20 protein-coding genes are annotated in these 23689 nt (G+C 67.0%); 13 read left to right on the top strand and 7 right to left on the bottom strand.

Translation table 11 applies throughout. The annotated features are described in order from the left end of the window. Positions 1-35: 35 nt before the first annotated feature. Positions 36-902: a formyltetrahydrofolate deformylase gene (purU, locus tag B552_RS0125345; protein WP_019451864.1), complete on the bottom strand. Its 867-nt coding sequence runs from the start codon at positions 900-902 to the stop codon at positions 36-38. Positions 903-949: 47 nt separating this feature from the next. Then, positions 950-1792: an NUDIX hydrolase family protein gene (locus B552_RS0125340; protein WP_019451863.1), complete on the bottom strand. Its 843-nt coding sequence runs from the start codon at positions 1790-1792 to the stop codon at positions 950-952. Between the two features lie 33 nt (positions 1793-1825). On the opposite strand from B552_RS0125340, the gene glpK reads away from it, so the two are divergent. The 3 genes from glpK to B552_RS0125325 all read left to right on the top strand — a co-directional run bounded on the left by glpK (position 1826) and on the right by B552_RS0125325 (position 5442). Further along, positions 1826-3358, top strand: a complete 1533-nt coding sequence (glpK, locus tag B552_RS0125335) for a glycerol kinase GlpK (protein WP_157160345.1) — start codon at positions 1826-1828, stop codon at positions 3356-3358. 17 nt (positions 3359-3375) lie between these two features. Beyond that, the gene (locus tag B552_RS0125330; RefSeq protein WP_019451861.1) at positions 3376-4980 is read left to right on the top strand and encodes a glycerol-3-phosphate dehydrogenase/oxidase; all 1605 of its coding nucleotides are present in this window, start codon (positions 3376-3378) and stop codon (positions 4978-4980) included. 69 nt (positions 4981-5049) lie between these two features. Then, the gene (locus B552_RS0125325; RefSeq protein WP_019451860.1) at positions 5050-5442 is read left to right on the top strand and encodes a hypothetical protein; all 393 of its coding nucleotides are present in this window, start codon (positions 5050-5052) and stop codon (positions 5440-5442) included. Between the two features lie 105 nt (positions 5443-5547). Here the strand turns inward: B552_RS0125325 and B552_RS0125320 are convergent, their stop codons facing one another. The 3 genes from B552_RS0125320 to B552_RS0125310 all read right to left on the bottom strand — a co-directional run bounded on the left by B552_RS0125320 (position 5548) and on the right by B552_RS0125310 (position 6602). Continuing rightward, on the bottom strand, positions 5548-5772 hold the full coding sequence (locus tag B552_RS0125320; RefSeq protein WP_019451859.1) for a hypothetical protein: 225 nt from the start codon (positions 5770-5772) through the stop codon (positions 5548-5550). Positions 5773-5865: 93 nt separating this feature from the next. Beyond that, positions 5866-6294 (bottom strand): YXWGXW repeat-containing protein, encoded by a 429-nt coding sequence (locus B552_RS0125315; protein ID WP_019451858.1) that lies wholly within the window; start codon positions 6292-6294, stop codon positions 5866-5868. Positions 6295-6398: 104 nt separating this feature from the next. Further along, positions 6399-6602, bottom strand: a complete 204-nt coding sequence (locus B552_RS0125310) for a hypothetical protein (protein ID WP_019451857.1) — start codon at positions 6600-6602, stop codon at positions 6399-6401. Positions 6603-6861: 259 nt separating this feature from the next. On the opposite strand from B552_RS0125310, the gene B552_RS0125305 reads away from it, so the two are divergent. The 4 genes from B552_RS0125305 to B552_RS27925 all read left to right on the top strand — a co-directional run bounded on the left by B552_RS0125305 (position 6862) and on the right by B552_RS27925 (position 12085). Then, on the top strand, positions 6862-7425 hold the full coding sequence (locus B552_RS0125305) for a YfiR family protein (protein ID WP_019451856.1): 564 nt from the start codon (positions 6862-6864) through the stop codon (positions 7423-7425). Beyond that, a complete protein-coding gene (locus B552_RS0125300; RefSeq protein WP_019451855.1) occupies positions 7422-8705 on the top strand; it encodes a diguanylate cyclase in 1284 nt (427 codons plus the stop codon). The genes B552_RS0125305 and B552_RS0125300 overlap by 4 nt, the downstream gene beginning before the upstream one ends. Before the next feature lie 12 nt (positions 8706-8717). Continuing rightward, a complete protein-coding gene (locus B552_RS0125295; RefSeq protein WP_035880331.1) occupies positions 8718-9227 on the top strand; it encodes an OmpA family protein in 510 nt (169 codons plus the stop codon). Positions 9228-9523: 296 nt separating this feature from the next. Then, positions 9524-12085 (top strand): EAL domain-containing protein, encoded by a 2562-nt coding sequence (locus B552_RS27925; RefSeq protein WP_019451853.1) that lies wholly within the window; start codon positions 9524-9526, stop codon positions 12083-12085. A gap of 7 nt (positions 12086-12092) precedes the next feature. On the opposite strand, the gene B552_RS0125285 is transcribed toward B552_RS27925, so the two are convergent. Continuing rightward, the gene (locus B552_RS0125285) at positions 12093-12368 is read right to left on the bottom strand and encodes a hypothetical protein (protein WP_019451852.1); all 276 of its coding nucleotides are present in this window, start codon (positions 12366-12368) and stop codon (positions 12093-12095) included. Positions 12369-12437: 69 nt separating this feature from the next. Continuing rightward, positions 12438-13286, bottom strand: a complete 849-nt coding sequence (locus B552_RS0125280; protein WP_019451851.1) for a D-amino acid aminotransferase — start codon at positions 13284-13286, stop codon at positions 12438-12440. Positions 13287-13615: 329 nt separating this feature from the next. Between B552_RS0125280 and bcsB the strand changes: the two genes are divergently transcribed. From bcsB to bcsQ, 6 genes are read left to right on the top strand one after another with little or no spacing between them, the layout of a single operon-like run. After that, the gene (gene bcsB / locus B552_RS0125275) at positions 13616-15937 is read left to right on the top strand and encodes a cellulose biosynthesis cyclic di-GMP-binding regulatory protein BcsB (RefSeq protein ID WP_237718366.1); all 2322 of its coding nucleotides are present in this window, start codon (positions 13616-13618) and stop codon (positions 15935-15937) included. Position 15938: 1 nt separating this feature from the next. After that, a complete protein-coding gene (bcsZ, locus tag B552_RS0125270) occupies positions 15939-17102 on the top strand; it encodes a cellulose synthase complex periplasmic endoglucanase BcsZ (protein ID WP_019451849.1) in 1164 nt (387 codons plus the stop codon). Beyond that, entirely contained in the window at positions 17084-20887 is a 3804-nt protein-coding gene (locus tag B552_RS0125265; RefSeq protein ID WP_019451848.1) for a cellulose synthase subunit BcsC-related outer membrane protein, read from the top strand. The genes bcsZ and B552_RS0125265 overlap by 19 nt, the downstream gene beginning before the upstream one ends. 21 nt (positions 20888-20908) lie before the next feature. Beyond that, a complete protein-coding gene (gene bcsE / locus B552_RS0125260; protein WP_019451847.1) occupies positions 20909-22684 on the top strand; it encodes a cellulose biosynthesis protein BcsE in 1776 nt (591 codons plus the stop codon). 3 nt (positions 22685-22687) lie between these two features. Beyond that, positions 22688-22888 carry a hypothetical protein gene (locus B552_RS0125255; protein WP_019451846.1) on the top strand — a complete coding sequence of 67 codons (201 nt, stop codon included), beginning with the start codon at positions 22688-22690 and terminating at the stop codon, positions 22886-22888. Further along, the gene (gene bcsQ, locus B552_RS0125250; protein WP_019451845.1) at positions 22885-23685 is read left to right on the top strand and encodes a cellulose biosynthesis protein BcsQ; all 801 of its coding nucleotides are present in this window, start codon (positions 22885-22887) and stop codon (positions 23683-23685) included. Before B552_RS0125255 ends, bcsQ begins: the two co-directional genes overlap by 4 nt. Positions 23686-23689 lie beyond the last annotated feature (4 nt).

Below are 23689 nucleotides of genomic sequence, written 5' to 3'. Positions count from 1 at the left end.
GGGAGAGGGGAGAAAACCATTGCGGTTTTCAGTGCTTACTTGAAGACCACCGTCTTGTGGCCGTTCAGCAGAATCCGGTGTTCCGCATGCCACTTGACGGCGCGAGCCAGCGCCATGCATTCGACGTCGCGGCCGACGGCGGTCAGTTGCTCCGGGTCCATGCTGTGGTCCACGCGCTCGATCTCCTGCTCGATGATCGGGCCTTCGTCGAGGTCGGCGGTCACGTAGTGGGCCGTCGCGCCGATCAGCTTCACGCCGCGATCATGGGCCTGGTAGTACGGCTTCGCACCCTTGAAGCTCGGCAGGAACGAGTGGTGGATGTTGATCGCGCGGCCTTCAAGCTTCCGGCACAGGTCGTCGGACAGCACCTGCATGTAGCGAGCCAGCACGACGAGGTCGATGTTCTGGTCGCGCACCACTTCGAAAACACGCGCTTCCTGCGCGGCCTTCTGCTCGGCCGTGGCGGCCATCAGCGGCAGGTGGAAGAACGGCACATCGTACGACGCGGCGAGCTGGTAGAAGTCGCGATGGTTCGACACGATTGCCGCGATCTCCACCGGCAGGCCGCCCACCTTGGCACGGAACAGCAGATCGTTCAGGCAGTGGCCGATCTTGGACACCATGATCATCACGCGCGGCTTCACGGTGGCGTCGAACACATCCCACTGCATGCCGAACTGATCGCCCACCGGCGCAAACGCGGCACGCAGTTCGGCCAGGCCCAGACCATTCGGGGCGGCGCTGAAGTGCACGCGCATGAAGAAGCGGCCGGTGAACGCGTCACCGTACTGGTCGGAATCGACGATATTGCAGCCGTTCTGGAACAGCAGGCCGGAAACGGCATGCACGATGCCCGGCTGGTCCGGGCAGGAAAGCGTGAGGATAAATCCGGTGGAACTCATCGTAAGCAAATCGGGATTGAGCGAGCCGGGACCGTGATGCGCGGATTTCAGGGCTGGACACTGGCCCAGCCGCGCCGGCGGAGGGCATCCAGCGTCACCAGCGTGGCATCCACGGTCATGGCGCAATCCGCCATGATAGCAAGCAATGCCTCCGGGCCGATATGTCGATGCTCAGCCACTTCACCGTCGCGGTTATGCGGGACGAAGTCGGGCGGCAGCATCAGGTCATACACGTACACACGCTCCCACTGCACGCCTTCGGGAATTTCACGTAGCACATCGATCACTCCGTGGGCCTCGGCCTGGCTGGCCAGTTCAGGCGGAATGCCCGATTCCTCATCGCATTCGCGTACCAGCGTTTCCAGCGGATCACTGCCGGCAGGCATGCCGCCGGCGACAAGGTTGTCCCACATACCGGGGTCGACTGCCTTGTGCGGGCTGCGCCGCGAGATCCACAACGCCTGCTGGCCTGCCACGATGCCGTTCATGTGCGAGGCAAACGTCAGCAGCCCCAGGAAGCGCGCCGCCGCACGTTCGATCACCGCAAATGGCTCGGCCTCCAGGGCCGGGGTGACCGCGAACAGCTCGTTGCGCCAGCCACGCACGTGTCCGGCATCGGCCAGTTGCCGCGCCAGCGCAGCCAGCGCCACGTTGCGCGCCGCGGCAGACGCGCAACCGGGCAGCAGCGTGATGCCGCCCTGCCCATCCAACGGGCCCAGCACGTCGTCGAAGCCGGCAAGGATGGCCGCGTGCCTGCGTGGCAGCCAGCCTACCTGCATGCCGTCGACCAGCAGCCGCACATGCGCGGCGGGATCGAACGGGCTGCGCGCGGCAACGCCGGCAGTGACTACGCTAACAGTATCGGCAGGAAGGGAATTTGTTTCGGCCATGACTATTCAAATCAACAAATCCGGATGGATCGCATGACATCCACGACGTCTCACCACCCGCAGTACGTGCTGGCCCTGGACCAGGGCACCAGCAGTTCGCGCGCCATCCTGTTCGATCATGCCGGCAATGTCGTGCGGATCGCCCAGCGCGAGTTCCGGCAATATTATCCGCATCCCGGCCACGTCGAGCACGATCCCTACGAGATCTGGCAGTCCCAACTGGCCGTTGCCCACGAAGTACTCGGCGATGCAGGCGTGAGCGGCACGCAGCTTGCCGCGATCGGCATCACAAACCAGCGTGAAACCACGGTGCTGTGGGATCGCAAGACCGGCGAACCCGTGGGCCGCGCGCTGGTCTGGCAGGACCGCCGCACCGCGCCGATGTGCGAAGCGCTGCAGGCCGCGGGCCACAGCGCCCTGTTCCAGCGCAAGACCGGGCTGATCATCGACGCCTATTTCTCCGGCACCAAGCTGCGCTGGATGCTGGACAACTACGAAGGCGCGCGCGAACGCGCCGAACGCGGCGAACTGGCCTTCGGCACCGTCGATAGCTGGCTGATCTGGCAACTGACCGACGGCGCACGGCACGTCACCGATGTGTCCAACGCTTCGCGCACGATGCTGTTCAATATCCACGATTTCCGCTGGGACGACGAACTGCTGGGCCTGCTCGATATTCCGCGCAGCCTTCTGCCGGAGGTGGCGCCGTCCAGTGGCGAGGTCGCGCGTACCTCGCCACGGCTGTTCGGCGTGGAGATCCCGATTGCGGGCATCGCCGGCGACCAGCAGGCCGCAACCTTCGGGCAAGCCTGCCTGCAGCCGGGCATGGCCAAGAATACCTATGGCACCGGCTGCTTCATCCTGATGAACACAGGCGACAAACCCGTGACGTCGCAAAACCGGCTGATTACGACAATCGGCTGGCAGATCGGCCACAGCACCCAGTACTGCCTGGAAGGCGGCGTGTTCATGGGCGGCGCAACGATCCAGTGGCTGCGAGACGGCCTCAAGCTGATCCACAGCGCCCCCGAAGTGGAACCGCTCGCGCGACAATGCAACGACACCGGCGGCGTGGTGCTGGTGCCAGCGTTCGCCGGGCTCGGCGCCCCGCACTGGGACCCGTTCGCGCGCGGCACGCTGGTTGGCATCACACGCGGTACCGGCGGCCCCCACATTGCGCGGGCGGCGCTCGAATCAATCGCACTGCAGAGCGTGGACGTGCTAGACGCCATGCAAAAGGACGCCGGCATCTCGCTGGCGGAACTCCGCGTCGATGGCGGGGCCTCGCGCAGCGATCTGCTGATGCAGATGCAGGCCGATCTGCTCGGCACCGCCGTGGTACGTCCACGCGTGACCGAAACCACCGCGCTTGGCGCGGCGTACCTGGCCGGGCTGGCCACCGGTTACTGGACTGATCCCGAGGAGATCACGCACCAGTGGCAGGTGGAACAGCGCTTCGAGCCGAAGCTCTCCGCCGACGAACGCAATCACCGAATCGCACGCTGGCACCGCGCCGTCGATCGTGCACGCGACTGGGCGCGCGAAGACGACGGCACTGCGCACTGAACCGGATTCAGACCCCTATGCAAACCTCAGTAACACCAGTCGACCCGCCCTCCCGCGCTGCCCTGCTTCAGACGCTGTCGCGCGAGTCCCGCTGGGACGTGATCGTCATCGGCGGTGGCGCCACCGGCCTGGGCACCGCCGTTGACGCCGCTTCGCGCGGCTATCGCACGCTGCTGCTCGAAGCGGCCGACTTCGCCAAGGGCACGTCGAGCAAGGCCACCAAGCTCGTGCACGGCGGCGTCCGCTATCTCGCGCAGGGCAACATCAGCCTCGTGCGCGAGGCGCTGCACGAACGCGGCCTGCTGGCCCGAAATGCGCCGCACGTGGTCTGGCCACTTGGCTTCGTCGTGCCGGCCTACCAGATGTTCGACCAGCCGTTCTACGGCATCGGCCTCAAGGTCTATGACATGCTGGCGGGCGGCCTGAACCTGTCCGGCAGCCGCTGGCTCAGCCACCGCGAAACGCTGGAGGCTGCCCCTACCCTGGCCGAACACGTGGGCGGCCGCCCGCTGCGCGGCGGCAACCTGTATTTCGACGGCCAGTTCGATGATGCGCGCCTGGCCATGGCGCTGATGCGCACGCTGTTCGATGTGGGCGGCACCGCGATCAACTACATGCGCGTGACCGGCCTTGCGCAGTCCAACGGCGTCATCACTGGCGTGACTGCGCAGGATGTATTTGGCGAAGGCACCTTCCACCTGCGCGCGGATTGCGTGATCAACGCCACAGGTGTATGGGTGGATGCCGTGCGGCAGATGGAAGACGGCCAGGCGCGCAGGATGGTGGCCCCGAGCCAGGGCGTTCACCTGACGATTCCGCGCAGCTTCCTGCCCGGCGATCGCGCGATCCTGATCCCGAAGACCGACGATGGCCGGGTGCTGTTCCTGGTGCCCTGGAACGGGCATACGATCGTCGGCACCACGGACACCCCGCGCCAGGACCTGCCGCTGGAGCCGCGCGCCGCGAACGACGATGTCGATTTCATCCTGGAAACGGCCGCGCGCTACCTGGCGCGCGATCCGTCGCGCGCCGACGTCACCAGCGTCTGGGCCGGCCTGCGGCCGCTGGTAAAGGCCACCGGGGAGGCGTCCACCGCCTCGCTGTCACGCGAGCACACGATCCTGGTGTCGAAGGCAGGCCTGATCACGGTTACCGGCGGCAAATGGACCACGTATCGAAAGATGGCCGAGGACGTGATCGAAACCGCGATCGAGCGGCAGTTGCTGCGCGCCGCGCCGTGCCAGACCGCCGATTTGCCACTGCACGGCGCGGCCGGCATACCCGCAGGCATGCCGCCGGCCAATGCCGGATCGCCTGACCGCTATTACGGCTCGGACCTGCCGCTGGTGCAGACGCTGCCCGGGGCCGACAACCTGATCGTCCCGGCCTCCGGACTGACCGAGGCGCACGTGCGCTTCGCCGCGCGCTATGAACTGGCACGGCGCGTGGAGGACGTACTGGCCCGCCGCAACCGTGCGCTGTTCCTGGACGCCCGGGCCGCGCTGGACGGCGCCCCACGCGTGGCGGCCATCCTGGCCGAGGAACTCGCCCTCGATTCCGCGTGGCAGGCCCGCGAACTTGAGGACTTCGGCACACTGGCCAGCGGCTATATGCTCCAGTGATTGGCAATACGTGCGGCCATGGTGTAGGACTTGGTGGATAATGCGGGCTATTGCATCAGGGAGAACACCATGGACGAGCTTGACGAGCTTGACGATCTGTCCGATCTGCCGATGCCCCGGTTCATCTGGGGCTTCGCCGTTGTCGCCAGCAAGGGCGGCGACGTCACGCACGACGAATTCGAGTATCTGACCCACACGCGCAGCCCGCGCTTCACGTGCCGCGTGGTCGAACTCGAAGACATGCCAGCCGACAGCGAGGAATCGGGTATCGACGGCCGCGTCGTCCACTATGACGAGCCAGACCGCCTGTTCTACATCACCGATGCAGGGATGGCGCTGGTGAACTTCCAGCTTTTCGACAAGCTTCCCGACAAGGCCAAGCTCAAGAAGGTCTGCGATGAAGCCATCGCCAACTGGATGCTGCGCCGCGAGTTCCTCGACGACGAGGAAGACGGAGAGTAAGCCGGAACGACAAACAGGCACCCCAAGGGGTGCCTGTTTGCATTTGTGCTCCAGCCTGTTCCGGCCTGCTCCGGGCTGTTCCGGGCTGTTCCGGGCTATTCCAGCCTACTCAGGCGTGACGGAGATCAGCCCAGAGGCCACGCGTTCGATCTCGCAGTAAATCGGCATCGCCTCCATCGGGCCGGTGCAGCCCACGCCCGATGCCTGGCTGGCGCTCGCGCCCGGCGGCAGGAATACAAACGCCATGCCCGGTTGGTATCCGGGATGGCGGCGCAGGCTGTCGTTGAGGATGTCGAGATACTGCGCACGCGAGAAAACCTGCTTGGCCATGTCTGAGTCTCCGGGAAATTTCCGAGCCCGGGAATCCTAGCATGGCCTCACGCGTGCCTGTCACCGTGCCGCGCGATGCTGCCGGTCAAAGCTTCAGCATTCGCCCTTCTTGGCGTGTCCCGGCGGGCAGTGATACTCGCCATGGCCATGTCCATGGTCATGATCGCCGTCGTAATCCCCACGGTCGGGCCCACGGCCCCAGCGCTCGGGCTGCAGCACCCAGCCATTGCTGGCGCGGACCCAGCGCGGTGCCTCATAGACGTAGCCAGGGCGCTCGGCGACCCAGTGACCGCCCTTCCATGCATGCTTGTGATAGTGGTCGTCCCAGTCCCAGTAGCCGGGCGCCCAGACATAGCCGGGGCGCGGCGCGGGCACGGCTTCATAGACGGGAGCCGGGGGCGGCGTGCCGATACCGATATTGATGCTGACCTGTGCCTGAGCCATGGCGGCCGGCGCCAGGACGGCGGCCGAGCCCAGCAGGATCGCGCCGGCAATGGCGCGCGCTGCGAATTGACGTTTCATTGGAGACCCTCTCTTTTAGTTCACTGCAATGAGTGGAAGTCTATCGACCCCACCCGCGATGTGATGTAAGAAAGGGTATCGGAAAATTACCGGGCGCCCCAGTGTCAGTGGTCGGCAGCCATCGCCTTGAGTTCGGCATCGCCGGCTACGCGCGCGGCGTCGGAGGTGGTGAATGTATCGTCAGACACAATGGTGCGCCGGATCTGCTGCGCACTGAAGTCCACCAGTGAAATCACCCAGACATAGCGTCCGGACTGTGGCGCGGTCTGCACGAAGGCCTTCAGTTGCGGTCTGGATTCGGTTGCCATGGCGCTCCTCCGGTCGAACAAAGGTGTCCGGGAACTCTAGCACATCAGTTTGACAGCCGGCGCCCCCGTCACCCGCGTCCTCGTGCCGATTTACGGCCTTTGGCCCGATGCGGACGCAACGCCGACTGGCTACAGTTTTAGCAAAGGATGCCGAAACTCCATCGACAGCGATTCCCGCCGGACAATTCCGCCACCCACCCAATTGCCGAGTACCGCGTACCCCCTCCTTCCGCGACTGTGCCGCGCGCTGGCGCTGCCGATGGCCGTATTGCTGGCAGTGGCCGGCGGGCTGCCGCTGGCACTGGCCGCACCGACCCCTGCTGCTTCGGGCGCAGCCGCCGCATCAGCCGCATCCGCGCCGGGCGCCCAGGTTTCCCGCCCCGAAGCCGTGGCCCGCGTGGTCATGAGCCTGCTGAGCTATGCCCGCTGGCCGGCCGAGCGCGAGACGCTGCGCCTGTGCGTGGACACCAGCGCGCACTATGCGGGCAAGCTGATGGAGGGCGGCCCGCTGTCCACCGGCAGGCTGGTCGAAGCACGGCCCGTCGACGCGCTGGCCGACGCGCTCGCGCCCGAATGCGATGCGCTCTATATCGGTGCAATGACCGATGCGCTCCGCAAGAAGCTGACGACCGAACTGGTGGGGAAGCCGGTGCTGGTCATCACCGAGCAGGATTTCGAGTGTGAGGTAGGCAGCATGTTCTGCCTGAACATCCGCGAGAACCAGGTGTCCTTCCGCATCAATCTTGACGCCATTGCCCGCAGCGGCATTCACGTCCACCCGGGTGTTCTCCAACTCGGCCGCCGCAGGACGCCCGCATTATGAACCTGCCCGGCCGCCGCCTTCATCCTCCAACTCCCGCCGCGCCGCGCCGCCCGACGCTGTTCCGCGCGCTGCAGCGCATCCACCTGAGCGTGGCGCTGATCGCCGTGTTCACGGTCGGCATCTCGCTGACCGCGCTGGGACTGACCGCGCTGCGTGCCTATGCCGACCACAACCTGCGGCTGGTGGCACGCTCGATCGCCTATACGGTGGAAGCCCCGGTGGTGTTCCGCGACGAAGCCGCCGCAGCCGATGCGCTGGCGGTGATCGCCGCAACGGAGGACGTGACACGGGTCGCCGTGTTCGACCGCGACCACCAGCCCCTGACCACGTGGCAGCACCCTGGCCAAACCCGGTTCCCAACGCTGCGCCGGCTGGCCGGTGAACTGTTGACCTCCGGCCCGGTGGAGCAGCCGATCTATCACGAAGCCCAGCAGGTAGGCAGCGTGCGTGTGACCGGCGACCCCATCGCCCTGCTGCATTTCCTGCTGCAGGGCACGCTTGGCCTGGCCGCCTGCCTGCTTCTGACCGCCGTGGGCGCGCACTACATGTCCAGCCGGATGCTCAAGGACATCATCGATCCGCTGCGCAACCTGATGCGCGTGGCACATGCCGTGCGTTCCGAACGCGCGTTTGGACAGCGCATGCCGCCAGCCCGGATCAATGAACTGAACGCGCTGTCGGAGGACTTCAACGTGCTGCTCGACGAACTGGAGGCGTGGCAGAAGCAGCTTCAGCACGAGAACCGTTCGCTGGCGCACCGCGCGAGCCATGACGGCCTGACAGGCTTGCTCAACCGCGCCGCCTTCACTGAAACGCTGGAACTTGCCTTGCGTACGGCGGCGGCGCGCAACCAGTATGCAGCCGTCCTCTATCTCGACAGCGACGACTTCAAGGGGATCAACGACCGATACGGCCATGCCGCGGGCGATTCCGTGCTCGTCTGCATCGCCCAGCGCCTGCGCGACTGCCTGCGCGAAGGCGACAGCGTGGCGCGCCTTGGCGGCGACGAGTTCGCCGTGCTGGTCAGCGCGCTGCGCCAGCCCGAAGACGCGATCCGCATTGCCGAGCACATCCTCGATGCGATGGCCGAGCCGGTCCGCCTGCCCGATGGCACCGACATCCTCGCGCCGCTCAGCATCGGGCTGGCCGTGTATCCGCTGCACGCCCGCAACGGGACGGCATTGCTTCACGCGGCCGACGCGGCCATGTATGGCGCCAAGCGCCATTCCGGTGCCACCTGGCGCAGCGCGGAGTCCGCGCCGCCGGAGCCGCACGTGTGAGAGGCCGTCATGATGGCGCGCTTTTGCACCGCCCGCCGCTCTTTCCTGCTGACTACGCTGGCCGGCATGACCGCGCTGTCACTGGCATTGGCCGGATGCGCAAGTCCCGCCCACAAGCTGACGCCGGCCCAGATCGCCGTGCTCAAGGACCAGGGCTTCACGCTGACGGAGAGCGGCTGGGAGCTTGTGGTGCCGGACAAGGTGCTGTTCGGCTTCGACGAGGACATGGTCTCCGCGGAGCAGCAACTCGCGCTGACGCGCATGGCCCGCACGCTGCGGTCGGCCGGCATCGACGCCCTGCGCGTGGACGGCCACACTGACGCCGTCGGCACACTGGAATACAACCAGCAGCTATCGTTGCGCCGTGCCCAGGCCGTGGCCCGCGTGCTGCTGGCCTGCGGATTCGACCGCAACCACCTCGACGTGCGCGGTTTTGGCAAGACCCGCCCGGTTGCCGACAACCGCACTGCCGCGGGACGCGCGGAGAACCGCCGGGTCTCCATCATCGTCACCGTCGACTAGACACCGCACCGCGCCCGGCCGCCTTGGGGAATACACCAATGCCGCCGTCACGCGCCATGCGTCGGCCGCCGGGGAGCGGCCTTGCCGCCCCTTTCGTTCGCCGGGGCCCCTAAAGTGGGGTTGACGCAGTTGCCGCCGATACAGGAAAGACGGGCAAACCCTGCCCGCCACGGCAGCGGAACGGCCGTACACTCGCGGGGTGCGCCGATCGAGCGGGTCGATCGCATCGATGGGGAGAATCCGGGCGACAGCCCGGACGCGCACGAAGCACCCACAAAAACGAGAAATCAGACAGCATGCGTACCCAGGCGCTGGAACAGGCGATCGATGCCGTAGTCGCCGTCAATGCGCAAAACCAGGTCACCCTGTTCAACGCCGCAGCGGAGGCGTTGTGGGGTCTGCAGCGAGCCAGCGTGCTGGGCCAATGTGCCTCGCTGCTGGCGCTTGGCGACCTGCGCGCGGACGCCGGAGGCGACGAGCGCAGCGTGGCAATCGCACGCGCCGATGGCACCGTGCGGCAGGCCAGGCTGCATACGACCGCGTTCGTGCGGGACAGCCTGGTGGCCAGGGATGGCCCCGGGCAGCAGTTTGCCGCCTTTCTCCATGACGACAGCGATGACGGGGGCTCCACGCTGAGCCCCGCTGGCCTGCGCATGCTCTCGCTGTGCCTTGACCATGCCGAGAACCCGGTCATGATCACCGACGCCCACGGCGTCATCTGCCATCTCAATGGCGGGTTCACGCGTCTGCTCGGCTACGCGCGGCACCAGGCCGTGGGGCGCCGCTGGCAGGACCTGCTGATGCCGATCAACGTGCGGCCGGAACTGATACCGTCCCTGCTGGCCCCGCTGGCCTCGGGCCGGCCCCTATATAACGAAGCGCTGGTGCCGGACAAGGGCGGCCAGCCGCGCTGGCTTTCCGTCGCCGTGAGCCCGATCATGGCGCCTGCGGGCATGGGCGAGCTGGTCAACACGGTCTGGGTACTGACCGACATCACCGCGACCAAGGTGCGCGAATCGATCCAGCACCGCACGCTCGACGCGCTGGCGCGAGACCTGCCAACCGCGAAGATCATGGCTGACCTGTGCCGCCGCGTGGAGCGGATGGCGCCGGGCACGATGGCCGCCGTGATGCGCGTGGTGGATGGCCGCCTGCGCCTCGTGGCGATGCCATCGGCCACGCCCGACCTGCTCGCATCGTTCGACACCTTGCAGATCGGCCTGCAGTCGGGCTCCTGCGGCGCCGCGGCCTTCCTGGGCCACCCGGTGGCGATTGGCGATATCGCCAGAGATGCGCGCAGCGAGCATCTCCGCGACCACGCGCTTGCCGCAGGCGTTGCCGCAAGCTGGTCCACGCCGGTGCGCGCCGCCGACGGGCGCGTGCTCGGCACGTTTGCGCTTTGCTTCACCGATGCACGCCTGCCCGACGCGTTCCACGAGAACCTGGTAGGCGTTGCGGCGGACCTCTGCGCGCTGGCGCTGGCACGGGACCAGGCGCAGGAACGCATCCACCGCCTGGCGTACTACGACGCGCTGACCGGCCTGCCAAACCGCCAGTTGCTGCTGTCACTTGCCGACGACGCGGTGGCCCGCGCCAACGCGGATGGCAGCTCGCTGGCAATGCTGTTTATCAATCTCAACGATTTCAAGCGTGTGAACGACGCGCAGGGGCACGGCGCCGGCGACCGCTTCCTGATCGAAGTGGCGTCGCGGTTGCACCATGCCTCGGCCGATCTCGCACAGCACGCCACCGTAGGCAGGCTGTCGGGCGATGAATTCGCGGTGCTGCTGCCCGGCCATGGCCGGGACGATGCAACGGCCGCGGCCCAGCAACTGCTGCTCGCGCTCGGTTCTCCGGTAGCCATCGGGCGCGGCCTGAGCCTTTCGCCGTCGGCCAGCATCGGCATCAGCATACTGACCGAGCACGCGCGCGACCGCGAAACGTTGCTGCACCATGCCGACCTGGCCGCCTATCAGGCCAAGAAGCGCGGCAGGGCCGAGCACGGCAACCAGGTGTGCGTCTACGACACCGCGCTGGCGCGCCGTCTGGGCGACCGGCGCACGCTGGAATGTGAGTTGCGCGAAGCGATCTGCGGCAACCAGTTGCATATGTCCTACCAGCCGCAGATCCATCTGCCCACGGGCAGCCTGTGGTCGGTGGAGGCCCTGGCGCGCTGGCGGCATCCGCGCCGCGGCGACATTGCACCTACCGTGTTCGTGCCGATGGCAGAGGAATCGGGGCTGGTCGTGGCGCTCGGCTACTGGGCCGTGCGCGAAGCCTGTGCGCAGCAGGCGCGCTGGCGGCAGATCGGCGCCAACGTGCCGGCCGTGTCGGTGAACCTGTCGCCGCTGTCGATACGCGACCCCGGCTTGGCGGACGTCGTTGCCCGAGCCCTGAGCACGCACGGGCTGTCGGCTGCGGAGTTGACCATCGAGATCACGGAAAGCGTATTCCTGGAACAGACACCCGAAGCCGAAGCCGAAGCGACGATTGCGGCATTGCGCGAACTTGGTGTGCGCCTGTCGATCGACGATTTTGGAACGGGATTTTCGAGCCTGAGCCGGCTCATGCGGCTACCGGTCGACGAGATCAAGCTGGACCGGAGCTTTCTGGTGGATCTGGAGACCAGCGAAGCCACGCGCACCCTGGTGGAAGCGGTGATCCGCATCGGCCGCGCGCGCAACCTTAACGTGGTTGCCGAGGGCGTGACCAGCGCCTTCCAGCGCCAGTTCCTGCTGGACCAGGGATGTCACGTTGGCCAGGGTTTCCTGTTTGCCCAGCCGCTGCCGGCCAGTTCGCTGGAGGGATGGCAGCCCCAGCCGTCGGGGCTGGGGCTGGGGCTGGGGCTGGTTCACTGATCGGGGCTCAGTCGCCGAACGGGTTCGGCGTCCTGCTTGCGGGGTCGTCGACGAGATCGAACTCGTCACGTACCTCGTCGACCACCATGCGGATCGATTGCTCGTATCCGCGCGCATTGCCGAACCGCTCCATATCCCAGTTGCGGCCCCAGGTATCGCGATGGTGCGGTTCGGGGTCGGGCACCTGGATATGCGCGCCATCATCGGCGATCTCATCAATCTGATGAATGCGCCGGCTCACCTCTTCCTTGATGACATGCCGGCTGCGCTCGCGCTTGGCCATGAGCAGCCTCCTTTCGGTGGTTCGTCCGCGCCATCCTAGCACGCAGCCCCCGCAAGGGCACCAAGCATGTCACAGCGCAGCCTTTGCTGCCTGATACGCCGCATAAAGCCGCTGGAACACCGCCCCGGGCCGGCCCGTGCCGATGGTCTTGCCGTCGATCGTCACCACCGGCAGGAACTCCTTGCTGGCCGACGAGATGATGACTTCGTCCGCCGCGAACACTTCGTTGCGGGTAATCGGGCGCGCCTGGAACGAGATGTCCATGGCCGAGCACAGTTCCTCGACCAGCCCGTAGCGGATGCCTTCCAGGATCAGGTTGTCCTTCGGCGGCGCGTAGATGCGTCCCTGCTTCACCACCCAGACATTGGACGACGAGGCCTCGGTGAGGAAGCCGTCACGGAACTGGATCGCCTCGGTCACGCCAGCCTCGGCGGCCACCTGGGCGGCAAGTACGTTGCCGAGCAGCGAGGTCGACTTGATCTGGCAGTTGAGCCAGCGGCGGTCATCCATCGTCACGCAGGCCACGCCCTGCTCCACCGATGCGGCCGGCGGCAGCGCCATCGGGTTGGTCATGATCAGTACCGTGGGCGTGACGTCCTTCGGGAACGCGTGTGCCCGCTTGGCCACACCGCGCGTGACCTGCATGTAGACCATCTGGTCGCCAAGGCCGTTGGCCTTGACCACGCGATCGATCAACGCAAGCCATTCGGCTTCCGTATAGGGGTTGGGGATGCCGATCGAGGCCAGGCTGCGCTGCAGGCGCGCCAGATGCTGCGCGCCTCGGAAAGGCTTGCCGTTGTAAAGCGGAATCACCTCGTAGATGCCGTCACCAAAGATAAAGCCACGATCGAGCACCGGAACGCGGGCTTCGGACAGGGGGAGCAGTTCCCCGTTCAGGAAAACGACAGTTTCAGACATGGCAAATATCTCAAATCGAGTGGGACGTGTGAACTGAATTCTTTCACATGGCCTGCCCTGCCTTTATGCAAATTCGGCATGCCGCCAGGATGGAAAACCAGTTGAAAAGTGACCCCGAAACTACGCTGCGCATAAAACTATTTCGGCGCGGATCAGGGTCTGTATTGAATCTTTCTTAAAACGCTGTCTGCTGGCGCACACACTGCGCGGCAAGTGAAATGTGGCGTGATATATTCGCCACGCAGTAGGTTAGCGCGCGGCATCGGCATCGCATCCGCGATGGCTTGACTGCGCCACTTGCACAGGGCGCTCCCGATATGGCGATTCTCATGTCAGGCCTTCGATGCGGCGGCATTCGAAGGGTCTTTCCGCTGACGGCCTTACTGGTCTCTTCCATCATGGCCGGCCCGGCAGCCGCGCAATCCACTGCGACCACCCCGGCAGCAGTGCCGGCACAGGGCGCTGCAACGCCTCCCGCCCCCACGGCTCCTGCAATCCCGGCAGTCACGGCAGTCCCGACCCGCACGCAGGTTCTCACGCTTGCCCAGATGGGCGCCAACTACGCGATCCCGCTGCGCGGCGTTGACCCCGATCACACGCTGAACGTTGGCATCCGGCTTGACGAGGTAGTGACGGCGGCCCGGCTCAAGCTGGTATTCACGTATTCGCCATCGCTCGTCTACCCGCTCTCGCACCTGAAGATCCGGCTCAATGACGAGGTCGTGGCCACGATCCCGCTGGACCAGGAACACGCAGGGCAGCAGATCACGCGCGTGGTGGACCTGGACCCGCGCTTCTTCACGGACTTCAACCGCATCAACGTGCAGATGATCGCGCACTACACGCTCGATCATTGCGAAGACCCGGATCACTCAAGCCTGTGGGCGGACATCAGCCCCACCACCACGCTGACGCTGAGCAAGGCCGCCGTGACGCTGCCGGACAACCTGTCGCTGCTGCCCGCCCCATTCTTCGACAGGCGCGACAACAGCCGCGTCACCGTGCCTTTCGTGCTGCCCGCCAATGCCGACCCTGCCGTGCTGCGCGCGGCAGGTGTCGTGGCATCGTGGCTTGGCGCGCTGGCCAGCTATCGCGAAATCCGCTTCCCGGTGTCGCGCACGGCGCCCGGCGATGCCAACGCGATCATGCTGGCGATGCCGGGCGCGATGCCTGAAGGAATTCGCATCGACAAGATCGATGGCGCCTCGGTGCGCGTCATGCCCAACCCCGCCAACCCCGCGCGCAAGCTGCTGGTGCTGGCAGGGCGCAATCCGCAGGAACTGCAACTGGCGGCCGATGCGCTCGTGCTCGGCAAGGCCGCCATGGCCGGCGCCAGTACCGGCGTGCAGTCGGTGGACCTTGGCAAGCCGCGCCGGCCCTATGACGCGCCCGCCTGGGCGCCGGTGGATCGGCCAGTCCTGTTCAAGGAACTCGTGAGCGATCCGCAGCAGCTCCAGGTCTCTGGCGGCAACCCCGATGCCATCCGCGTCAACCTGCGCGTGCCGGCCGACCTGTTCGGCTGGAATGGCCGCTCGGTGCCGCTCAGCGTCAAGTACCGCTACACCGCGCCCTCGACGTACAACGATTCGGCGCTCAGCGTCGACATCAACGACCAGCTCGTGCGCTCGTACCGGCTCAAGCCGCTGACGACGCAAGGCGACGAGAACCTCGTCAGCGTGCCGCTGCTGTCCGGCGGCAGCGCCGCGGTCAGCAACGAGATCATGATTCCGGCGTTCCGCGTCGGCAGCAACAACCAGATGCAGTTCCGCTTCAATATCGATTCCCAGAAGACCGGCCTCTGCGCGTCCACGTCGGGCAACCCGGCGCGCGCGGCGATCGATCCGGACTCCTCGATCGACTTCAGCGGCTTCTCGCACTACGCGGCACTGCCCAACCTCGCGTTCTTCGCCAATAGCGGCTATCCGTTCACGCGGCTGGCCGACCTGGCCGAAACCGCCGTGGTGATACCCGATTCGCCGTCCACGCTTGACGAGGAAACGATGCTGACTGTGCTCGGCCACATGGGCAAGTGGACCGGGCTGCCGTCGCTGCGCGTGGCCGTGGCACCCGCCAAGGCCATCGACACCGTCAAGGACCGCGACCTCGTCATCATCGGCACCGGCAGCGCAGCCAATGTGCTGACCGGCTGGGGCAAGTCGCTGCCGCTGCTGATCGAACGCGGCAAGACGGAGATCGCGCTGCGCGACCAGCGCTCGCACGCATGGTCGAACTGGCTCAGCGGGTTCGATGAAACGGATGTCTCGCCGGCCGGCCGCGCAATCCTGACCGCCGACGGCCCGCTTGCCGCGCTGATTGGCTTCGAATCCCCGTACAGGGAACGGCGCAGCGTCGTTGCCATCACGGCCACATCCGACGATCGCGTACGCGATGTGCTCGACGTGCTGGAAAACCCCGGCAAGGTCGCGCAGATCCGCGGCGACATCACCGTGATCCACCAGCGCGACCTGGAAGGGCTGCGTCTCGGTGACCGGTATTACGTCGGCACACTGCCCTGGTACGGCCGCCTGTGGATGCGCATGTCCGGGCATCCCGCCATCCTGGCGATCGCCGGCATCCTGGCCGGGCTGATCGTGGCGCTGACGCTGTTCTGGGCGCTGGGCCGGCTTGCGGCACGCCGCAACGGGAGCTGACATGCGGCGGGCAAGCGCCTGGCTGCTGCGCGCCGTGGCCGTCTGCACGCTCGCGGGTACCGCGTTGAGCTGTGCCGCGGCCACCTGCTCGTGGCCCGACTGGGATGCGTTCCACCGCACGACCATCAGCGGCGATGGCCGCGTGATCGACGACAGCACGGACCAGCAGGTAACCGTCTCCGAGGGTCAGGCATACGCGCTGTTCTTCGCGCTGGTGGCCAATGACCGCGCCGCCTTTGACAAGCTGCTGGCCTGGACCGAGAACAACCTTGCGCAGGGCGACCTGACCGCCCACCTGCCCGCATGGATCTGGGGCAAGCGCACCGACGGCGAGCACGCTGGCACGTGGGGCGTCATCGATGCCAATCCGGCCTCGGACGCCGACCTGTGGATCGCCTATGCGCTGCTCGAAGCCGGCCGCCTCTGGAAGGAGCGCCGCTACACCGCACTCGGCACGCTCGTGGCACGGCGTGCGCTGCGCGAGGAATCGGCGGTGCTGCCGGGGCTTGGCCGCACGCTGCTGCCGGGGCCGGTCGGCTTCCATCAGTCGCCCGATGTCTGGCGGCTCAATCCAAGCTACGTGCCCTTGCAGGTGATGCGACGGCTGGCGGCGATGCCTGGCGAGGACAGCGCGTGGAAAACGCTGGTCGACACCTCGGCGCGGTTGATCCTGGATACCGCGCCGCACGGCTTCTCGCCCGACTGGGTCGAGTATCACAAGGGACGCGGATTCCGGCCCGATGCGCAAACGAAGGCCGGCGGCTCGTACAACGCGATCCGCGTCTATCTGTGGGCCGGCATGATGGCCCCGCGCGATCCGCTGCGTACCACCGTTCTGCAGGCGTTCCGCCCGATGGCCAGCTACGTGCAGCAGCACGGCTATCCGCCCGAGCGCGTGGATACGCAGTCGGGCACCTTCGGCCCCAATTCCGGCAATGGCGGCTTTTCCGCCGCCGTGGCGCCCTACCTTGCCGCCATGGGGCAGGCCGATGCCGCGCGCGCTCAGGCACAGCGCACGCGCACACTGGCCGCGCAGCAGCCGCCGGGCTACTACAGTCAGGTGCTGACGCTGTTCGGACTTGGCTATCTCGACGGACACTTCCGCTTCGAAGCGGACGGCACGCTGGTGCCGGCCTGGGAATCCACATGTCCCGCCACGCGCTAGCCCCCACGCTGGCGTTGTTGCTGGCCACTTCCGCCATGCCTGCCTATGCAGCCGACCCCGCAGCGGCACCCAGCGTTTCACCGCCCGCCACGTCGGCGCAGATGGCACAGCTTCTGGCTGCCGCGAAGATGTGGGAGGCAAAGAACCGCGCCGACATGGCGCGCGGCGTCCTCGAAAAAGCGCTGCTGATCGATCCGAACCAGCCAGAAGCCCTGAAGCTGATGGGCCTGATCGAGATCCGCTCGAACCGCCCGACCGAAGCGGAAAAGCTGCTGCGCAAGCTGCGCCAGGTGGCACCAGGCAGCCCCGCCACACTCGAACTCGACGACGCGTATCGCATCGCCACGCGCGACAAGCGTGAAATGGCCAACGTCCGCCTGTTATCCCGTTCGGGCAAGGACGAGGAAGCCGTGAAGCGGTTGCAGGCACTTTTCCCGCGCGGCGCGCCAGACGGCGCACTGGCGCGCGACTACTACCGGATTCTCTCCGGCACCCCCGACGGCCGCACACGCGCCATCAGCGAACTGCGCCGCCGCACGCGCGAAAATCCCGACGACATGTCGCTGCAGCTTGCACTGGGCGACCTGCTGACCGATCGCGCGGCAACCCGCCAGGAAGGCATCGGCATTCTCTACGGCATCACGCAGCGCCCCGATGGCGACCGCAAGACCGCGCTCGACATCTGGCGCCGTACGCTCTACCGCGTGACGGACGACCCGGCCTACTACGTCTGGTTCGAACGCTATCTGAAGGAAGTGCCCGATGACGATGCCGCGCGCAAGACGCTGGCAGATCTTGGCAAGAAGGTCGACGCACAGAAGCGCCTGCTGGCCGATCCGGCCTATCAGGCCCGTCAGCGTGGACTGGCCCAGCTTGAGCGCGGCCAGATCAAGGAAGCCGATATCGCGCTGCAACAGGCTTACCAGAAGCGCCGCGATGACGCCGAAGTGGTGGGTGGGCTCGGGCTGGTCCGCCTGCGCGAGGCGCGGTACGACGAAGCGCGCGAGTTGTTTGCGCGTGCCCAGCAGATCGACCCCAGCAACAAATGGCGCAGCCTGTTGGCAACCGCCACGTTCTGGGGCCTGGTCGCCAAGGCGCGGGATGCCAACAAGCAAGGCAAGCCGGCCGAGGCCGAGGCGCTTGCACGTCAAGCCCTGGCGCAGCAACCCGGCAACGAGAATGCACAATCGATCCTTGCCGACGCGCTGATTGCACAGAACAAGGACGCAGAAGCCGAAAAGCTGCTGCGCCAGATGCTGGCCCGCCCCAAGCCCGACATGGCCGCATTGCGCTCGCTGGTGGAACTGCTGCAGAAGCAGCATCGCGACGCCGAGATCGGCCCGCTGATTGCCAGCATGGAACCGCGCATGCATGGCTCCGAAAGCGAAATGCGCGCGATGCGTGCCGATCTGCTGTCGGTGCAGGCCGAGCGGTTGCTTGCGCAGCAAAAGCGCAGCCCCGCCATCGCCAACCTGGAAGCGTCGATCCGCCTGCAGCCTGACGCTGCCTGGACGCGCTTCACGCTGGCGCGCGTGTATCGCGACCTGCGCCTGCCCGCGCTGGGCCGCAGCGTCATGGACGACGGCCTCAAGGCCGCGCCAACCAGCGAGATGCGCTATGCAACCGCGCTCTACCTGAACAGCGTGGACGATATCGACGCTGCCAGCACGGTGCTGGCCGCAGTGCCGGACGCCGAGCGCACGGAGGGCATGCGGAACCTCTCGCACAACCTGGCTGCACAGCGCATGCTGCGCGATGCACGAGTGCTGGTTGCCCAGGGGCGCGACGACGAAGCGCGCGCGCTGCTGCGCCGTGCGGCGGAGGAAGCGCGCAACGACCCCCACATGCTGGCCTCGATCGGGCGCGAGTGGATCGCCCTTGGCGACACGGAAACCGGGCTGCATCTGGTCAGCGACTGGCTGGCCGCACACCCCGAAGACCCGCATATCGACATCCGCCTGCGCTACGGCGAGTTGCTGGCCGCCGCCGACCGCGACGATGCGCTGCGCGCGTGGATTGCAGAATCCACCGCCCTGCCCGGCATCACGGCCGAGCAGCGCGCCGATCTCGCAGATCAATCGCTGCGCCTGGCGATCCGCGAGACCGACCGGCAGATTGCCGCGGGTGACCTCAAGCGCGCACAGCAGGTCCTGTATGCCGTGCCCGCCGAGCAGCACAGTGATCGACGCTGGCTGCTGGAACTGGCGGACCTGCGCGAAGCCGATGGCGACTACAACGGCGCGGCCGATGCCGCACGCCAGGTACTGGCCGCCAACCCGCACGACGCCGGCGCGCAACTGACGCTGGCGCGGCAGTATGAGCGCAGGGGCCAGACCGGCGAGGCGCTCGATATCGTGCGCACGGTGCTGGCGGAGACGCCCGAGGACGACATCGATACGCGCCTTTCCGTAGCACGGCGCTTTACCGCGATGCGCCGCGAGGACGAAGCGAGCGCGGTCGTCGATGCGCTCGATGCACGCTTCCCCGATCGCGCAGATATCACCGTGCAGCGCGGCCGGATCGCCCAGTCACGCGGCGACTTCAACGACGCCGCCGCGCTGTACCACACCGCGCTTGGGCTGGAACAGCGCGAAGGCGCGCAGCCGGGGCCCGAAGGCACGCCGGCCCAGCGCGCGATCGCGGAGCTTGAATCGCGGCGCCAGGGCGAGGTGGCCACCGCGGTGCTGCAATCGAACAAGTCTGGCGACGACGGCATCTCCAAGCTCAACGCCACGGAAATTCCGCTCTACGTGCGCATCCCCAACGGCTACACGGGCCACGCGTTCTTCCACGCCGATACGGTGCTGCTGGATGCGGGTACGCTGCAAGGCAGCCGGGCCGTCGGAGACCTGCCGTTCGGCAAGATTCCCGCGCTCGGCAATGCCGGGCTGGGGGCCATCGGCCAGAACGACAAGGGCGTGGCGCTGGCCGCCGGCTATGAATACGACGGCGCCTACAACAGCTGGCGCGCGGACATCGGCACCACGCCGCTGGGCTTCACCGAGCAGAACGTGGTCGGGGGCTTCCGGTATCGTGCCGATCTCGGCGTATCGTCGATCAGCGCGGATATTTCCCGGCGCGCCGTGACGAGTTCGCTGATTTCGTACGCGGGCGCGGTCGACCCGGTCACCGGCGCGCACTGGGGCGGTGTCGTGCGCAACGGCGTCCACCTGCGCTATGGGCGCGATGTGGGCCGGGCCAGCGTGTTTGCCGACGTGGGCGCCGGCCTCTACACTGGTGACAACGTAAAGACCAACCACGAATTCACCGTGCGCACCGGGTTCGACGTGCCGGTCTACACACAACGCGACCAGCGGGTATCCAGCGGCCTGGTGCTCAACTACTGGCACTACTCCGACAACCAGCGCTTCTACACGTTTGGTCATGGCGGCTATTACAGCCCGCAGCAATACTTGTCGTTCGGCATCCCGCTGGACTGGACCGGCCGTCGTGGAAAGTGGTCGTGGCGTTTCCTGGGCTCGGCCGGCTGGTCTTTCACCCACGAGGACGACGCGCCGTTCTTCCCGACCGACAACGCGTTGCAACTGAAGAGCGGCAACGCCACCTACGCCGGTGGTTCGGGTGGCGGTTTCTCCTACACGCTGGGCGCGACCGTGGAGTACACATTCGCGCCGCACTGGGTGGCCGGCGCGGGCTTCTCGATCGACCGGTCGCACGATTACGCGCCGAACCGCGCGATGGCCTGGATCCGGTACCTGTTCGACAAGCGACAGGAACCGGTGCCGTTCCCACCCGCGCCGGTGCGGCCCTATTCGACATACTGAGCCTGCCTATCGGGTCCTGCAATGAACGACGTCGACCACAATCTCGCTCCCCCGCCCCGCGCGCCCATGCTGGCGCGGCTGCAGGCGCGCACGCTGCTCGCCATCGAGGGGCTGGCGCCCGCGCTGGCCACGCTGGCAACGGGCCGCGCGCATGTGGTCTATGCGCGGCCGTCGCCGGCGCGCGACGCCTTCTTCTGGCAGACCGCCGCCGCCGCACTGCGCGGCCCCGCCAGCGTGCTGTCGACGCAGAATGCCGAGGACATTGCAAAGGCGCTGCGCGAACACGGGCTCGACATCGACGTCAATCGCGCATTGCATGCCCGCGCCAACCTGTGCGCGCTGCGTGCACAGCCGGAACGCGCCGGCATCGACGCACTGATGGAGGCGCTGCAGGCACTCGTCGACCAATGCGGCGCTCGTGGCACGATGTTCCTGATCGAAGGCGCCGAAGCGTTCTTCAGCTGGCAGGATGCCGCGGCGCTGGCGCAGGAAGGCCTGCGGCTGAACGACTGGTGCGCGCACGAACGCTGCGGCGTGCTGCTGGTGATCGCCCCGCCGTCAATGGAGGCCGGTCATCTGCCGCCTGACCTGCAGGCGTTCCACGGGCGATTTGCCGGTGCGGCGCAACTGTCCCAGCAACAGGGGCAGTACACATGGGAAGTGGCCTTCTGGCGCGACAAGCAGGCCGTTGTGGCCGGGGAGGTCGTACGGCTGCGCTTTGCACCGCACGAGCACCGGCTGATGGTCGCCGCCGACACCTACGGCGACACGATCGAGGACGCGGGCATGCTGGCGCCCGATGAAGACCGCGTGATCGCCAGCCGTGACGCCGTGCTGCGCGAGCGCTATGTCCCCGACAACTGGCGCGTCGTCGACAGCAATGAAGCGGCCGTCGCCACGGCCAGCAAGTCCGTTGCCGCCACCGTGATCCTGCACTACCCCGGCAGCCGCGAACTGGAACTGCTGGCCAGCCAGGTGCACCGGCTGCGGCGTACGGCGGGACGCGCACTCAAGATCGTGATCCGCGAGGACCGCGAAGCGATGCGCCAGCACTACGAACTGCTGATGCTGAACCTTGGTGCGAACGCAGTCGTCGCGCAGCGTACGCCGTTCGCCCGCGTGCAGTCGATGATCGACGGCCTGCAGGGCCAGGTGTTCTCGCGGCCGATCCTGGCCGACTATCAGAGCGCGCTCTCTTCCGTGCTGACCACTTCAGTCAGCGGCTACGTATCAGCCGGCACGTTTATCTCGCTGGTGCGCGAGGCCGTGGAACGCAGCCGGATGATCCGCCTGCCGCACGTGCTGCTGCAACTGCCACTGCTGCCCGAGCTTGCCCATATCGACGCGCTGCGCGCTTGCCGGATGAGCCGCGCGGGCGACCTCTGCACGGCGGGCAGCGACAGCATCTACGCGTTCTTCTTTGCGTGCCGCATGGACGACGTCGATGCGGTATGTGCGCGCGTGTTCCAGCGGCCGATGGGCGAACTGTTCCAGGGAGACCTGCGCAGCGGCGACAGCGAGTCGATCGCCGCGACGCTGGCCGGGTTCGAAGCCGACATCGCGATGTATCCGCCGCCAGACTACAGCCAGTGGCTGGCGCAGACGCAACCGGCACAACCGGCGCAACCGGCGCAACAAGAGCAACCCGAGCCCGCAAGCGCGGCGCAATCCGCTGCAGCCGCAACTCCCGATCCGGCGCCGACGCTGCCGCTGATTGCGCCGCGCCGCGCATCGGCAAACCCGGGCCCGCGTGCACTGCCGCAGCATCATCCGGTACCGCTCAAGACACAGGACTGACCCATGCCCATCTTTCTTGGCTACTTTGTCTGGGGACTGATCCTGGCTGCACCGCTGGCGTGGCTGACATGGCGCTTCGACCTGCTGCGCTGGCTGCCGCGCTGGACTGCGCCGCGACCACGCCGCTCCGTGCGGCTGCCGCCTCAGCTCGATGCGCTGGTAATTCGCGGCAAACGCCGCATGGGCGACGGAGGCCGCCCATGAAGACCGTGGCCATCGTCTCGACCTCGGGCGGCGCGGGCCGCACCACGCTGACGGCGGAGCTGGCATCGCTGCTGGCCGCCCGCAAGCACCCGGCACTTGCGCTGGAATGCGATCCGCGCAACGTGCTCGGGTTTCACTTCGGCATGCGCGAGATTCCGGACGACGGCCTTGGCGCGTATCTCGATGCCGCCACCGCCGCTGCATGGGCGCGTGCCGGGCAACGCAGCGACGACGACGTGCTGTTCGTGCCATGGGGCAGCCGCGCCGGACCGGCACCGGCCAATGCAGCCGCCATTGCAGCCGCCATTGCAGTCGCCAATGCGGCCGCCATTGCGTCACCGGATTGGCTGCGGCGTCTGCTGGCGCAAGTGGACATGCCCGCGCACGGCGTGGCGCTGATCGACAGCACGCCGTGGCCATCGCCGTATGCGAACCAGGCCATCTCGGCTGCGGATCTCGTACTTGTGCTCGCCCCCGCACAACCGGAAACCTGCCTCACGATGCAACGGCTTGTCGACGCGCTGGCCGCCCACGGCAAAACCGTGCGCTATGTGGCCACGCGGCTGCAGCCGGCCCGGCAGCTTCATGTCGATATCGTGGCGCTGCTGCAGGCCATGCTCGGCGAGGCGATGCTGCCCTATCACATACACGAGGACAGCAGCGTCGGGGAGGCGCTGGCGCGCAGCGAGAGCTTTTGCCGCAGCACGCCGCACTCGCAGGCGGCCCACGACATGAACGGCCTGGCATCGTGGCTGTCGGCATGGATCGACGGCGCGGCGCAGGAGCCCCGGTCATGAGCAC

The sequence above is a fragment of the Cupriavidus sp. BIS7 genome (genome assembly GCF_000292345.1).
Classification (GTDB): domain Bacteria; phylum Pseudomonadota; class Gammaproteobacteria; order Burkholderiales; family Burkholderiaceae; genus Cupriavidus.
This window is presented reverse-complemented; position numbering and strand designations above follow the sequence as displayed.